The sequence below is a fragment of the Hymenobacter aerilatus genome, assembly GCF_022921095.1.
Taxonomy (GTDB): Bacteria; Bacteroidota; Bacteroidia; order Cytophagales; family Hymenobacteraceae; genus Hymenobacter; species Hymenobacter aerilatus.
Genome location: NZ_CP095053.1, coordinates 4,190,899 through 4,205,292, shown reverse-complemented (window position 1 = coordinate 4,205,292; position 14,394 = coordinate 4,190,899). Strand labels below are relative to the sequence as shown.

Genomic DNA, 14,394 nt, shown 5'->3' with positions numbered 1-14,394 from the left:
GTCGGCAGGTCGACACATCATTTATTCGCAGATTTAGTACAAGAATGATGAGGAAACTCTTTCTTTCCTTGGGGTTGCTGATAGGAATGGGTAGCGCAACACAGGCACAGCACGCCGTGTGGGCTGCTAAAGTGGTTGCTGTGTCGTCGCAAAGATCGAGTGGCAAAGAGGCTTTCTCGCCAGAAAAGGTATTGGGTGAGCCCAATGCGCTGCCACTGGGACAGATTAGCAACGAAGCCTGGATTCCGAAAAAAGAAGGAAAAGACGAATTTATCGAAGTGCGGTTCAGCAAGTCGCTGGTAGCCAAGCAAGTGACGGTGGTTGAGAATTTCAATCCGGGCTCGGTTACAAAAATTGAGCTGGTCGACACACGCGGTGGTAAGCACCAGGTATATGAAAACAATAAGCCTGGTACACTGGGCGAGGCATTCCGCTCCTTACAGGTAACCTTCTCACCAGGTACCTACCGTACCATTGGGGTAGTGGTGACCATGAACACCAAGGAAGTGAACGGGGTGAACCAGATTGACGCCATCGGTATTGCCGACGTGGCCGAGACCATGGTGAAGCAGCAATTCAAAGCAGACCCCAACGCGGCTAAGTTCGACTCTACCATGGTGAATCTGGGGCCGAACGTCAATTCCAAGTACGTTGATACGCACCCCATCATCTCGCCCGATGGCCGCACGCTGTACTTTGCCCGGCAAGAGAGCCCGCAGAATACAGGCGGCGCCAGCGATGCGCAGGACGTGTGGTATGCTACCCTCAACAATGCGAACACCAAAGCCTGGAACCCCGCCAAAAATCTGGGTGGGCCTATCAACACGCCCAAGGACCCCAATGGGGTAGCAGCGGTGTCGGCCAACGGGCAGCAACTGCTTGTTATTGGCGTATATCGTCCCGACGGGACGCTGGAGCCCAAAGGGCCCAGCACCTCGCGCCGCACCGTAACGGGCTGGAGCAAGCCCGTGCCAGTGGTGATTGAAGACTACTACAACGACGACCCCGAAAACGTGGATTACTGCCTGGGTACGTCGGGTAAAGTAATGCTGATGGCCGTGCAGCGCAAAGACGGCCAGGGTAGCCAGGATATCTACGTCAGCTTTCTGAATGAAGATGGTAAGACCTGGAGCCGCCCGCGTAACCTAGGGCCGACGGTAAACACGAAGAAAGCAGAGTTCGCGCCCTTCTTGGCCGCCGATGGCAAGACACTCTACTTTGCCTCCGAGGGCCACGGCGGCTATGGCAAGAGCGACATCTTTTACAGCAAGCGCCTGGATGAAAGCTGGACCAAATGGAGCCCGCCCCGCAACTTAGGCCCAAACGTCAACTCCCCCGATTTCGATGCCTACTATACTGTGTCGGCGGCCGGTGAAGACGCCTACCTAGTATCGGCCCGCAATGGAATAGGTGGTTCCAAAGATATCTTTCGTATTGCTCTCACCCCTCGTTTCAAGCCCGAAACCGTGACCCTTGTTCGGGGGCAGGTGCTGGATGCTGTGACCAAGAAGCCCATTGCCGCTGTCATTCACTACGAAAACCTGCTGACGGGCGAAGAACTGGGCGTGGCGGAGGTGAATCCGCAGGATGGCTCTTACACCATTGTGCTACCCTCTGGCGTGCAGTATGGCTACCGCGCCGAGGCGACCAACTACCTGGCCGAGAGCGACAACCTGGACGTGACCGACCGGCAGAACTACTCCGAGGTGACGCAGGACTTGTTCTTGGTGCCTTTTGCGGTAGGGTCTACCATCAAGCTCAACAACATCTTCTTTGCCCAGAGCAAGTACTACCTGCGCGAAAACTCCTACCCTGAGTTGCTTCGGTTGGTGCGTATCCTGAAGGACTACCCAGAGGTAGAGATTAAGGTAGAAGGCCACACCGACAACCAAGGCGACCCGGCCCTGAACCTGAAGCTAAGCCAGGACCGCGTGAACGAGGTGAAGAAGTACTTGGTATCGAAGGGTATTGCTGGTGCCCGCATCACCACCGAAGGCTACGGCGACACCAAGCCCATTGCCAGCAATGACGACGAAGAGACCCGCAAGCTCAACCGCCGCGTAGAATTCCGGGTTACGAAGAAATAGTAAAGCTGTAAAAACAAGCGCGTGCCCTCCTGAGCTCAGGAGGGCACGCGCTTGTTTTTACAGCTTTACTACTCGGTCACTAACTCGGCTTTGGACCGTCGGGGTTGGCAATGGAGTCGCGCATGTCAGTGTCGGACTGGATGTTGCGCATTTTATAATAGTCCATAATACCTAAGTTGCCGGAGCGGAAGGCCTCGGCCATAGCCTTCGGAATTTCGGCTTCGGCATCTACCACGCGGGCTTTGGCTTCCTGGGTTTTGGCGCGGTATTCCTGTTCCATGGCCACAGCCATGGCGCGGCGCTCCTCAGCGCGGGCCTCGGCCACTTTCAAGTCGGCAGATGCTTGGTCGGTTTGCAGCTTGGCACCAATATTCTCGCCGATATCGACGTCCGCAATATCGATGCTCAGGATTTCAAACGCTGTGCCCGCGTCCAGCCCTTTTTGCAGTACCAGCTTCGAGATTTTGTCGGGGTTTTCGAGTACTTCTTTGTGCGAGAGCGATGAGCCAATGCTCGTGACAATACCTTCGCCTACCCTGGCCAGAATGGTTTCCTCGCCGGCCCCGCCTACTAATTGGGTGATGTTGGCGCGAACGGTTACGCGGGCCTTGGCAATGAGTTGAATACCATCCTGCGCTACAGCGGCCACGTTGGGCGTGTTGATGACTTTGGGATTAACGGACGTTGTAACGGCCTCGAATACGTCGCGGCCCGCAAGGTCGATGGCAGTGGCCTGCTTGAAATCCAACGGAATGTTTGCCTTATCAGCCGAAATCAGCGCTTTGATGACGCTGGGTACATTGCCGCCGGCCAAGTAGTGCGTTTCCAGCTCATTGGCTGTGATTTGCAGCCCAGCCTTGGAAGACGTAATCAACGAGTTGACAATCAACGACGGTGGCACCTTGCGGACGCGCATGAATACCAACTGCAACAGGCTGATACGTACGCCGGAGAATATGGCCGTTATCCACAGATTGATCGGAAAAAAATACAGTAACACCAGCAGCACGATGGCTGCCACAGCAATAGGTAGAATCGGAAAATCCATAGGGTAGGCAGAGAGATGATGGCGAAAGACCGTGTAACTAACAACTAAAAACTGATCCGGCCACTTAGGCTTGCTCTACCACTATGCGGTTTTGCTCGATGCGTAGCACCCGCACCGGCGTGCCAGCCGCAATAAACTCGCCGCGGGTAGTAGCCTCGCGCCGGTCGTTGTCAAACAACACTGTGCCGGCCGGCCGCAGAGCCGAGATAGTACGACCAGCAGTGCCGGGCTGTACGTCGGGGCGGCGGGCATCGTGCACGTAGTTGTTGTGTACCTCCGTAAGAGCAAACTTGTTCAGGTTTTTGGGGCGCAACCCGATATATACCAGCGTTGCCGTGAGCACGGCCGCGCCACCCAGGATGAAGTGGCTAGTAGGCGTGCCCAGGTCGCGGTAGCTGAACCAGATGCCTACGGCTAGCAGCACAAAGCCCACAAAGCCTACAAACGTGGTGCCCGGAATAAAAATCACTTCGGCCGCTACGAACAGCAAGCCAAATAGCAGAAGGGTAGCAATCGTGAGCCAGTCCATAAGTAGAAAGCTAGAAGGGTGGTAAAGAAAGATACGTAGAAAGTCGGGAGAAAGAAGATAAGGTAGCTAGCCTTCGGTACTCCTTAATAATGAGAAACACAGAGGGCGACTATATAGTCGCCCTCTGTGTTCGTTCGATACAATGCGGGATTAATACGCCCGCGCAAAATAAGCGTAGCGTGCCGAGGGCTTGCCCGTCAGCATGTCTACCCCGTCCTCGTCGGGCTCGTTCAGGGCCAGGCAGCGGATGGTTGCTTTGGTTTCTTCCTTGATGCGTTCCTCCGTTTCGGGGGTGCCGTCCCAAGGGGCCAGCACGAAGCCCGCGGTGGTATCAAGCACTTGCTTGAACTCCTCGTAAGTGGTTACGCGGGTGGTGTGCTGCTCGCGGTAGCGCAGGGCCTTGCTGTAGATGTTGGTCTGGATATCCTGGAGTAGCTGGTCTACGCTTTGCACGATGTCAGCCAGCGGCAGGTTCATTTTCTCCTTCGTGTCGCGGCGGGCTACCTCCACAGTGCCAGCGTCCAGGTCGCGCATGCCCACGGCAAGGCGTACCGGCACACCTTTCATCTCCCACTCGGCAAACTTAAAGCCGGGGCGCTCGGTGTCGCGGTCATCTACTTTTACGGAGATGCCGCGCTCCAGCAGGCCTTGCTGCATGGGCCGGATGCGCTCCAGCAGCTCGTCGAGCTGGCCGGTTTTATAAATAGGCACAATCACTACCTGGATAGGTGCCAGTTTGGGGGGTAGAACCAAGCCCTCATCATCGGAATGCGCCATCACCAGGGCGCCCATCAGGCGGGTGCTCACTCCCCAGCTGGTGCCCCATACGTGCTCCAGCGTGCCTTCTTTACTTTGGAACTGCACATCAAATGCTTTGGCGAAGTTCTGCCCCAGAAAGTGCGAGGTGCCAGCCTGTAGCGCCTTGCCATCCTGCATCAAGGCCTCAATGCAATACGTTTCGATGGCACCGGCAAACCGTTCGTTCTCCGATTTCACGCCTTTCACCACGGGTAGGGCCATCCACTCCTCGGCAAACTCGGCGTATACGTCCAGCATCTGGCGGGTTTCGGCCAAGGCTTCTTCGGCGGTGGCGTGGGCGGTATGGCCTTCCTGCCACAAAAACTCCGCCGTGCGCAGGAACAAGCGCGTGCGCATTTCCCAGCGCACTACGTTGGCCCATTGGTTGATGAGCAGCGGCAGGTCGCGGTAGCTTTGAATCCAGTTTTTATAGGTGCTCCAGATGATGGCTTCGGAGGTAGGGCGCACCACCAGTTCTTCTTCCAACCTAGCGTTGGGGTCCACGCGCAACTTGCCGGGCTTTTCGGGGTCTGTTTGGAGTCGGTAGTGTGTTACCACGGCGCACTCCTTGGCAAAGCCTTCTGCATTCTTCTCCTCCGCCTCGAATAGGCTTTTGGGGACGAATAGCGGAAAATAAGCATTCTGGTGGCCGGTGCGCTTAAACATCCCGTCCAGCGTCTGCTGCATTTTTTCCCAGATAGCGTAGCCATACGGCTTGATGACCATGCAGCCCCGTACGGCGGCATTTTCAGCTAGGCCCGCGCGCTTCACTAACTCATTGTACCATAAAGAGTAATCTTCGCTACGCTTCGGCAAACTTTTGCTCATGTTTTGGAGTATCTTTGGAAGTAGAAGTGCAAAAAAAGTCCGAAATAGTGGTATAACATTTGTCCGCCACTAGGGCACCGTTTCGGCCTCAAATTACGTTATTAAAACGAAGCATCCCGCCCGGCAGGTGAAGCGGGTAGCAGATGCCCCCTAACTTCGCCTGATTCTCATTTCCATAGCTCCTTTCTCTACATAATCATGAAAAGATATTCCACCTTCATTCTATCTGCTTTGAGCGCGCTGGCGCTCGGCGGGTGCGCGGGCACATCGGCCCTTACTAGCTCTACCGAAAACGACGGAGTGTACTATACTTCGAAGGACAAAACTACACTAACTCCTGCCGCCCAGGAGGCACTGGATGCCCGCTACGGGCAGGAGCAGACCAACGGTGGCTACGCCGTAGCGGGTGATGTGAATCCGGAATATGCTGGTGATGGTACCGAACAAGATGCAGTAGGTGCCACGGAGTACTACGACGATGACTACGGCTACGCTTCCCGGCTGCGCCGCTTCAACAACTCCACCTACAGTGGCTTGGGCTATTCCAGCCTTGCTTACACCGACCCCTTTTGGTATGGTGGCTATAGCCCCTACGGCTTTGGCTCAATGTACAGCCCTTTCTACTCTCCCTTCTACGGTTCGGGCATGAGTATTGGGCTGGGCCTGGGCTTTGGCTCCTTCTATCGGCCATATGGGCTGGGATACGGTGGTTTAGGCTATGGCGGGTTGTATGACCCCTTCTATGGTGGTTTGGGCTACGGCGGATTCGGTTATGGACCACGTCTGGGCTATGGGTTGGGTTACGGCGGTTGGGGCTATGGCTACCCTGTCTACGGTGGCGGTTATAGCGACACGCGCAGCCGTGTCAATTACCAGCCACGGCGTGAGCGGAGTGCCGCGGCGCTGTCGTCGGCTCCGAACGGTGGTGCTATCCGCACAGGTCGCTCGGGTGGCAACGCAGTCCTGTCTAATGGAGCTGGTGGCACGGTAGTAAACGGTAACAATGGCGGCTGGAGCCGTGGCCGTGTTATGAACAGCGGTGCCGCAGGCACTGGTCAACAGAACGTGGTGAATGTACCCGCCGACCAACCAAACCTGGATGGTCGTTCGGGCCGGCGGTGGCGCAGCGCCGATGGTGGTAGCCAAGCCGTATACAACAATCAAGGAAACGTAGCGCAACCCCGTCGCAACCGTATGTTTAATGGCGATGGGCAAGCAGCCCAACGTCAGGTATACAGCCAGCCGGCTCGCTCGTACGAGCAGCCTTCCCGCTCGTTCAGCCAACCGTCGCCTTCCCGTAGCTCCTTTGGAGGGTCTTCCAGCGGGGGCGGTTCGTTTGGTGGCGGTGGTGGCGGCGGCAGCCGCGGACGCGTCCGCTAGTATATCCGAGCCTACGCGTGTAGGTATCTCATTTTCCTTTCTTTCCTGAATGAAAAACGCGAAATATTGGTTAGGCTTGGCTTTTATGGGCTGGGCCAGCCACGCTTTTGCCCAAAGCGAAATTGACGCTTTGCGGTATTCTCAGTTGCAATTTGGCGGCGGCGCCCGTACGCTCGGAATCGGTGGTGCCAACGTAGCATTGGGAGCAGATATTGGTAACCTGAGCAGCAACCCGGCCGGTCTGGGCTTATTCCAGCGTTCAGAAGTAAGCTTCACGCCCGGATTTGGGGTTGGCAACACCAGCAGCGCATTGCAGGGTAGCGGCAGCCTCACCGATTCCCGTAATAGCCTGCACATTGGAAACGTAGGACTGATTTTTACAAACCGACGTCCTGATAGCGACAATACCTCAGATTGGCGGGCAGGCTCTTTTGGTATAGGCGTTACCCGCATCAACGACTTCAACCAGAACTCTGTCTATTCCGGCACTATCGGTGACCAACAGTCACTGTTTCAACGGTTGCGGGAATCACGCATTTCCAATCAGGAAATAGATGATCAGTTCGTCGATAATGCCTACGTCGACTTGGATGGGTTGGCGTATGGGGCTTATCTAACGAACCTGGAGAATAATGATGGTGTGTCTACCGTCAACCGTACTGGTCCGATTGTGCAGCGGGAAACTACGCAGACCACCGGTTCGCAGTCGCAGTATGATTTTGCTTACGGAGCCAGCTACCGTGACAAACTATACATTGGTGGCGCAATTGGGGTGGTGAGTACGCGCTACGACATGACGCGCAACTTCTACGAAACGACCAGTGACGTAAATGTCGATCTGCGCGACTTTATACAAACACGCGGTACCGGTTTCAATGCTCGCATTGGAGCTATCTATCGTGCTACGGATAGAGTGCGCATCGGGGCATCGGTGCAAACGCCTACCTGGTACCGACTGACAGACACGTACAGCACACAGCTAAGTGCGCAGTTTAATCCGCCACTGTCTGAGTTGGATAACAACGGAAACGTAGTGCGAACCATTTCTCGGGGCGATGCGCAAACGGGTAGTCAGCAGTTCTCCTATAACCTGACGACGCCTTTCCGGGCAAATGGTGGGGTAGCAGTTCTACTAGGTAAGTACGGCTTCCTGACGGGTGATATAGAGTATGTCGATTACTCCCAACCTCGTTTCCGCGATAATGCCACTGCCAACGGTACCGTAGCTGGCTACGACTACTCGGGTACCAACCAATACATCAGTGACTTGTACCGCTCCACCGTCAACCTGCGGTTTGGGGGTGAGGCGCGTTACGAAGCATTCCGGTTCCGCCTAGGCTATGCCCGCTACGGCGACCCATACCGCGCCAACGACTTCGACCGTACGCAGAACTACTACACGGTAGGTTTAGGACTGCGGCAGCAAAACTTCTTTCTGGATGTAGCCGGCGTGTATAAATCGGCCAATACCTACTACTCGCCCTACGTGCTCAATGCCGGCGACCAGCCTGTCGTAAGCATTGATTCCAACCGGTTCACTACCTCCCTCACCATCGGAACGACCTTCTAAGGGTGGGGCTACAAGAGTATTAAAAAGGCCGCTGCGATATTCGCAGCGGCCTTTTTGTTATTTCGTGATGTGTACCTGTAGCCTAGCTGCCGGGATAGGCGTGGTGATTATATTTTCCACATAAATCAGTCCAAACTGGCCGCCTTGGGTTCGGAAGGCATACACGCGCCCTTTCACTAAATTCTCGGTACGGGTGGCGGCAGGAGAAGTGCCCGCAGTGTAAGCGGCTGTGAGGTCGGCGGGCGAGGCAGCTGCAGCAAAGGTGCTGGCGTTTAGGTTCGTATTGCGCAGACGCGTGGTGCGGCGAGTTGTGCTATCCGTTGGCCACAACGGACTGAGTTGAGTAGGCACTGCCGAGGGCGAAGCCAATACAATGGAGTTATCGGCTCCGGGAAGGTAGACTAAATCAATCAGCCTGTATATATCCGAATAAGCAGTCCCAGGAGAATCGGTACCAGAGCCGATATAGCGCGGAAACGTGAGGCCCGGCAGTAAAGCCAGGTAGGAACGACTGGTGAATGTACGCGGCGCCTGCAATCCTACCGTGTAGCGGTGGTAAGTGAGGGTAGAGTCGCTGGTAGATGGCCGCACCGTAATCTGGAAGCTGGTAGTGCTTGTATGTCCTTCATCATCTGTACTATCAAACCTCCAGGTTTCGCGACCAGGGGTAGAGCGCGTGCTGAACGTGTTTTGAAACGCAAATGTGCGGCGTTCTATCTTCTGATCGAATACGGTGAGGGTAGTAGGGTCACCATACGGATACTGGAGGTTAGGCGCTGTCAGGTTCTGATAGTCAATGGGCGTAATGCGTGGGCTGTACGTCACCAAAATTTTCATGTTCGTAAGCTTAGGCGCCTTCGTGGTATCATTGCCCTGCGCCTTGGTAGTAGCCGCGAAGATTTTAAAGGTGAGCGTATCGGCTGGCGTATTGATGACGCGCGTGTAGGCCGTGTAGCGAGAGCCACCCACAAAATCGAGCAATGGTCCCGACTCCAGATCGGGCTGGCAGGCGGTGAGCAGCGTGCCCAGCATCAGCCATGAAGAAAAGCGTAGAAGCATAACGGGTATAAAGGTCGGCAGCAGCGCGCAGACTTACGCTACCGTGGCGCAAGGAGCTAGCCTGCCGACCCTTAACGCACAAAACGGCCGGGTAGTCTGCCGGGCGCTGTACCTGCTTGGGCCAACATGTTTGCTGCGTTTATATTAGAATAGCTACAGAAGCCGTTATTTTGCCCGATGCCTACCCTTCGTCATTTATTGCTACTTGGCTGCTTCGCTTCTTTGCTGTTGCCTAGCTGTCAATCCGATACATCGTCCCACACAGAGGCAGACAGCACCGAAACTTCAGCGCCCGTTGATACGCTGCCTGCTTCTACGCCCCGCCGCTCTGATGCGCTGACTTGGCACCGGGTAGAGCACCCCACGCAAGCCAATGCGCCGCTCATACGGCCTGGTGCCGGGCGCCGCACCGTGGCTCCCCGCGATACGGCTGCTCCGCCCCCTGCCGAAGCACGCCTCTACGACCTTACCCTTAAGGCTAGCGAATATCATAAGATAGACCCTACCCAGCTAGCCGAAGTGCGGGGTAGGGAAGGTACCGTAGTGCGTATTCCGGCGGGTGCACTGGTCAACTCGCGTGGGGAGCCTGCCCGTGGGCCTGTGTTCGTGGAGCTAAAGGAGTGCTACGGGTTGGCCGATAGGCTGCTCTCCAACATCGTATCCGAAACCACCGATGACCAGCTGATGATACCGGGTGGGGCAGTCTTGGTGCATGTTACGGGTAGTGGCCAACCACTACACCTGGCCGAGGGGCACACTGTGCAAGTGGAGTTGCCCGCGGCAACCAGAGCAACTGCGCAACTGTATCATGGGCGCGGCGGGCGTCGTCAGCCTATCCGGTGGGTGGCCGCCGGCCCGGAGTCGGTAGTGGACAATCAGATTTATTCCGAAGCCCAACCCATGCCTATGTATGAGAGCGGCCCGGCGGCCCTGAACAAGCTAGTACGCTACCCTACTGCTGCGGCCGACAGCCACACGCAGGGCACCGTCTATGTATCGGCAGTGATTGACGAGGCCGGGCGGGTACTGACGCCCAAAGTATTGCGTGGTCTGGGTAGCGCCTTCGATGTAGAAGCCCTGCGGGTGCTGCGGCAAAGCTCGGGCCGCTGGACGCCCGGTCAGCGGGAGGGCCGCTTTGTGAAGGTGAAAATGCTGGTGCCCATCCGCTTTACCCTACCCGACGCACCCGATTTGCTGGCCAGCGCCGACTCCACTAGTGCGCCCGCGCCAACGACCCCAGAAGCCGACGCCGAAATACCAGCCACTGATCGGCAGGCCTTTCGGGTAGGGCAGCTGGGATGGGTAGCAGCTGCACGGCCGCGTCCCGCAGCCGAATCCGTGACTACCCTCACGGCCACTGTGGAGCCCGACACGCATACCAGTGTACGGCTGGTGCTACACGATGCGGCAACCATTGTGCTGGGGCAACCCACTGAGACAGGCTATGAGTTTGTAGACGTGCCCGCCAACAAAAAAGCCGCCCTTCTGGGAATTCGCTACATGAGCGGTACACCCTATGTGGCAGTACGGGAAATCACGACGGGGCGCCACAGCAATGAGCCGCTCAGCTTCCGCGAAACTACGCTGGCCGAGTTGGAAAAGCTGGTACAGGAACTGGAATGAACGAATAGCCGGCCACTCGCTACGATGGAAATACGGGACCGGGGTGCGTGGCAGGGTTAGCCGCAGGCGCGATACTGGTAGCTGGGATGTTGGTATCAGAAATAATGTAGAGTGGGCGTTGGCGCACGTTGGCCGACAGCCGCGACAAGTATTCTCCGATAATACCCACCGCAATCAACTGCACCCCACCCAGAAACAGAATGCTCACCATCAGCGAAGCCCAGCCTGGCTGGTAGTCGTGCGCTACAAACCGCTCGTAGAGTGTGTAAAGCATTACTATAAAGGCAATACCCGATACTACGAACCCGCTGATAGTGGCAAACTTCAGGGGGGCATTAGAAAAACCGGTGATGCCGTCTAGTGCCAGCCGAATCATTTTGCTATAGGTGTAGCCGGTAGCACCGCCGGCCCGCTCGGCTCGATCATACTCGAGGTAGGTTTGGCGGTAGCCAATCCAGGAAATCTGCCCGCGAATAAACTTGTTTTGTTCCGGCATTTGCTTGAGGGCATCTACCACCTTGCGGGATATAATGCGAAAGTCGCCGGTATCTACGGGAATGGATATACTGGTGATGCTGGCCAGAATACGATAAAAAAGCTTGGCGGTGAACTTCTTAGCAATGCTTTCGCCCTGGCGTGAGCGGCGACGGGCATATACTACCTCATAGCCTTCGTGCAGTTTTTGGTAGAGTTGCGGAATCAGCTCGGGCGGATCCTGCAAATCGGCATCAATAATCACTACCGCTTCGCCTTGCGCTAAATCCAGCCCAGCCGTGACGGCAATCTGGTGCCCGAAGTTGCGGCTGAAATCAATGAAGCGCACGCGGGCATCGCGCTCCGAAAGATCTTTAACCAGGCGCAGCGACTGGTCGCGGGAGCCGTCATTCACAAAAATCAGCTCGTAGGAACGCTCAAGCAGAGCCAGCACCCCACTCAGCCGGTTGTACAACATTTGAATGTTGTCCTCCTCATTGTAAATAGGGATGATAATCGAGAGGTCCACAGCAGAAGGAAAAATACGGGTGCTCAGGCAAATAACAGTAAGTAAACGCACGCCAGCACCACGTCAGACAGATGGTTCATGGCTTCAGGAGTATCGTGTTAGCGCTGCAGCCGATACCCGTTCATAATCAGCTTGCCGCTGGGGTCGCGCCAGTATACATCTGTATCCATGGGACGGATGAGTAGGTCATCGGCCAGCAAATCGCGGCTCTGGTAAAGCACCTCCAAGCGCTGTGTTCCCGGCTGCCGTTGCACAGGAATTGCCATACGTAGCCAGTCGCCATCTATTTCGGTGCATACCCGTCCGTCTGCAACCTGATGATCGAGCACTTCATTAGCAGCTCCAAACTGTTTGACCTGCATATTCCCGAGGCCATACTCCATTTTACCATTCACCCAAACGCTGATTTCATACCTGCCCGTATCGGTTGGGCTCGGAAAAGGACCATCATACAGCACAGAAAACTTATCGAGCGGCTCCCAAAAGGCACCAGCTGCCAGGCGCCCCTGCTGGGACGTGCCATTGGCAAAGGGCTGATAGAGTACAGCGCGGCCAGTGGTAGTGCGCAACCCATCGGGGCGAGTGCGTAGTGTTGGCCAGAGCTTTAGCGCTTTTTGATACTCCTGCTCGTACGTGGTGGCACCCAGCACCTCCAGGGGAAGCTCAAAAAGCATTCCTTCCTTCACATTCACCAGTGGTGTTGCTACGTTCAACAAGCGTCTTTGTGCTGGAGGCAGATCGGTGGCGGTAACTACCAATAGAATAGGTTTTTGAGAAGGAAACTTTTTCAGCAGGGCTTTTGGAATAAGGGGAGAGCTGAATAGTTGCGTGTGCTCGAGCACCTGGCCCACCGAGGCCCGCGAAACATAGCTGGAGAGCTGGGGTAGGCCCGTTGCGTACGAAATTTTATCGGCCTGAAAAATGGAGGTGGGGGAGCCACTAAGATCAATCTTGTCGCTTCCCATGTTGAAGTAGGGTAGGGGCAGGATAGCCTGAAAGTCTGACGGCTGGCGGTGTGCCCAGCTTAGGCCCTGCGTGATACTAGTGCTAGGGTCCAGAAAAGTGAAGGCCCCAGAACCCTGCGCTACGGACTCGGCTTTGGTGTTGATGTTTATCCAGGCTTCACCGGCCCAAACCAGCAGCAGGGCTGCCAACCACGCGGTTGCTAGCAGCGGCTGGCGCTGTTTCTGCCTGCTATACAGCTGATATATATAATAAGCAGTATATGTAGTGAACACATAGTAGAACGGCCAGACAAACCTACCTAACGAGCGGAACTGCTTGAATGGTCCAGAGTAGTCTACCAGCCATCTAAAACCTGGCAGGATGAATGGCAGCCCAAACGATAACAGTAAAAGCAAGCTGGCTGCCCACAAGCCATTTTGCAGGAAAAGCGGCGTTGTAGAAGTAGCGAAAGTCATGGGCCGTCGACGAATGACCCGCAACAGCACTTGTAGCAACCAGACCAGAAAGACGCCCGTGGCTACAAGACCCACATAGCCCCACCCCTCAAAATGCGGATCTGACGTATGAAAAATGGCCTGCCACCAGTTGCGCAGGGGGGTAAAATGGGTGAAAATACGCTTAATGGCGTGGCTACATAAGTGAAGAGACCATACGGATTGGGGGGGCGGTCGGCAACAGTATCCGTAAGCCACAACCACCCTCTGAACAGCAGCAAGGGTAGTAAGGCTGCCAGCAGCATACGGCGCAGCAGCACCCAAGCACGTGGCTGGCGCCAGTAGAGCACTGCTATATGACCGAGTAGGAAAAAGCTGCCGCACGCCAGAAAATACAGCATCACTAATCCCATCAGTATACTACCTATCCCGAAGAGTATATACCAGCGCCACTGGTAGGGGTTTTCCTGCATTCGGATGATGCAGTACCAAAGCATGGGCACAAAGCAGGTATAGCTCAGTGACATATGCCCACCCAGCCTATCAATTTGCGGGGATAGGTAACCTATCAATAAAGCCATTAGCATGGCATACCCCACCGGGAGCGACAACCGCCGCAGAATAGAGAAGAGGACTACGGGAGTTACCATTACCCCAAGCAACGCCACTAGATTGGTAATGGCTACCGTATGCCGCGCCGCCGGAATGCCTGCTTGCTGTAGCCAGTTCATCACTAGCGCAATCAGCGGCTGCAGGTTGGGGTAATTGAAATGCTCGCCGTACGGATAATTCATGCCCGTAAACCGTACGCCATGATCATGTAGCGCGTAGAACGCCGTGGCATAATGACTTTGAAGTGCATCACCACCCGTCAGGAAAAAGTAGTCATTGGGGTGGGCTAGAACGAACGGAAAAAGCGCCGCGATGAGCAGAAAGGACAGAAAGCCTACGCTAAGTAGGTCGCGCCAGCGTGCGCTATAACCAAAGTTATTCATGCAGAAAAAGTACAGCTATCTGAATAGACAGCTGGCTAGGTAGCGCAGCTGTTGATGGTAGGAATGGATAGATT

At 55.6% G+C, this 14,394-nt stretch carries 10 protein-coding genes and 1 pseudogene; 4 read left to right on the top strand and 7 right to left on the bottom strand.

Annotated features, from left to right (window positions below):
• The first annotated feature begins 44 nt into the window (after positions 1 to 44).
• Positions 45 to 2,087, top strand: a complete 2,043-nt coding sequence (locus MUN82_RS17590) for an OmpA family protein (RefSeq protein ID WP_245092564.1) — start codon at positions 45 to 47, stop codon at positions 2,085 to 2,087.
• A gap of 79 nt (positions 2,088 to 2,166) precedes the next feature.
• On the opposite strand, the gene floA is transcribed toward MUN82_RS17590, so the two are convergent.
• The 3 genes from floA to proS all read right to left on the bottom strand — a co-directional run bounded on the left by floA (position 2,167) and on the right by proS (position 5,290).
• Positions 2,167 to 3,135 carry a flotillin-like protein FloA gene (gene floA / locus MUN82_RS17585; protein WP_245092562.1) on the bottom strand — a complete coding sequence of 323 codons (969 nt, stop codon included), beginning with the start codon at positions 3,133 to 3,135 and terminating at the stop codon, positions 2,167 to 2,169.
• 64 nt (positions 3,136 to 3,199) lie between these two features.
• Positions 3,200 to 3,664 (bottom strand): NfeD family protein, encoded by a 465-nt coding sequence (locus MUN82_RS17580; RefSeq protein ID WP_245092560.1) that lies wholly within the window; start codon positions 3,662 to 3,664, stop codon positions 3,200 to 3,202.
• A 150-nt stretch (positions 3,665 to 3,814) separates the two neighbouring features.
• Positions 3,815 to 5,290, bottom strand: a complete 1,476-nt coding sequence (gene proS, locus MUN82_RS17575) for a proline--tRNA ligase (RefSeq protein WP_245092558.1) — start codon at positions 5,288 to 5,290, stop codon at positions 3,815 to 3,817.
• Between the two features lie 198 nt (positions 5,291 to 5,488).
• On the opposite strand from proS, the gene MUN82_RS17570 reads away from it, so the two are divergent.
• Complete coding sequence (locus tag MUN82_RS17570; RefSeq protein ID WP_245092557.1) at positions 5,489 to 6,670, top strand: YgdI/YgdR family lipoprotein; 1,182 nt, start codon at positions 5,489 to 5,491, stop codon at positions 6,668 to 6,670.
• A gap of 49 nt (positions 6,671 to 6,719) precedes the next feature.
• Positions 6,720 to 8,240, top strand: a complete 1,521-nt coding sequence (locus tag MUN82_RS17565) for an OmpP1/FadL family transporter (RefSeq protein ID WP_245092556.1) — start codon at positions 6,720 to 6,722, stop codon at positions 8,238 to 8,240.
• Positions 8,241 to 8,297: 57 nt separating this feature from the next.
• Here MUN82_RS17565 and MUN82_RS17560 read toward each other — a convergent pair whose 3' ends face one another.
• Positions 8,298 to 9,299 carry a hypothetical protein gene (locus tag MUN82_RS17560; RefSeq protein ID WP_245092555.1) on the bottom strand — a complete coding sequence of 334 codons (1,002 nt, stop codon included), beginning with the start codon at positions 9,297 to 9,299 and terminating at the stop codon, positions 8,298 to 8,300.
• A 177-nt stretch (positions 9,300 to 9,476) separates the two neighbouring features.
• Between MUN82_RS17560 and MUN82_RS17555 the strand changes: the two genes are divergently transcribed.
• Entirely contained in the window at positions 9,477 to 10,922 is a 1,446-nt protein-coding gene (locus MUN82_RS17555; protein WP_245092554.1) for an energy transducer TonB, read from the top strand.
• A 19-nt stretch (positions 10,923 to 10,941) separates the two neighbouring features.
• Here the strand turns inward: MUN82_RS17555 and MUN82_RS17550 are convergent, their stop codons facing one another.
• From MUN82_RS17550 to MUN82_RS17540, 3 genes and pseudogenes are all read right to left on the bottom strand, one after another.
• Positions 10,942 to 11,925: a glycosyltransferase family 2 protein gene (locus tag MUN82_RS17550; RefSeq protein ID WP_245092553.1), complete on the bottom strand. Its 984-nt coding sequence runs from the start codon at positions 11,923 to 11,925 to the stop codon at positions 10,942 to 10,944.
• A gap of 98 nt (positions 11,926 to 12,023) precedes the next feature.
• The gene (locus MUN82_RS17545; protein WP_511184977.1) at positions 12,024 to 13,583 is read right to left on the bottom strand and encodes a DUF6311 domain-containing protein; all 1,560 of its coding nucleotides are present in this window, start codon (positions 13,581 to 13,583) and stop codon (positions 12,024 to 12,026) included.
• Positions 13,584 to 13,642: 59 nt separating this feature from the next.
• Positions 13,643 to 14,320 (bottom strand): annotated as a pseudogene (locus MUN82_RS17540) (DUF6311 domain-containing protein); the annotation flags it as partial.
• Between the last annotated feature and the right edge of the window lie 74 nt (positions 14,321 to 14,394).

Bases quoted from the DNA above. Each gene is read 5' to 3' on its own strand.
- MUN82_RS17590 (WP_245092564.1), top strand. From the start codon at position 45: ATGATGAGGAAACTCTTTCTTTCCTTGGGGTTGCTGATAGGAATGGGT.
- floA (WP_245092562.1), bottom strand. From the start codon at position 3,135: ATGGATTTTCCGATTCTACCTATTGCTGTGGCAGCCATCGTGCTGCTG.
- MUN82_RS17580 (WP_245092560.1), bottom strand. From the start codon at position 3,664: ATGGACTGGCTCACGATTGCTACCCTTCTGCTATTTGGCTTGCTGTTC.
- proS (WP_245092558.1), bottom strand. From the start codon at position 5,290: ATGAGCAAAAGTTTGCCGAAGCGTAGCGAAGATTACTCTTTATGGTAC.
- MUN82_RS17570 (WP_245092557.1), top strand. From the start codon at position 5,489: ATGAAAAGATATTCCACCTTCATTCTATCTGCTTTGAGCGCGCTGGCG.
- MUN82_RS17565 (WP_245092556.1), top strand. From the start codon at position 6,720: ATGAAAAACGCGAAATATTGGTTAGGCTTGGCTTTTATGGGCTGGGCC.
- MUN82_RS17560 (WP_245092555.1), bottom strand. From the start codon at position 9,299: ATGCTTCTACGCTTTTCTTCATGGCTGATGCTGGGCACGCTGCTCACC.
- MUN82_RS17555 (WP_245092554.1), top strand. From the start codon at position 9,477: ATGCCTACCCTTCGTCATTTATTGCTACTTGGCTGCTTCGCTTCTTTG.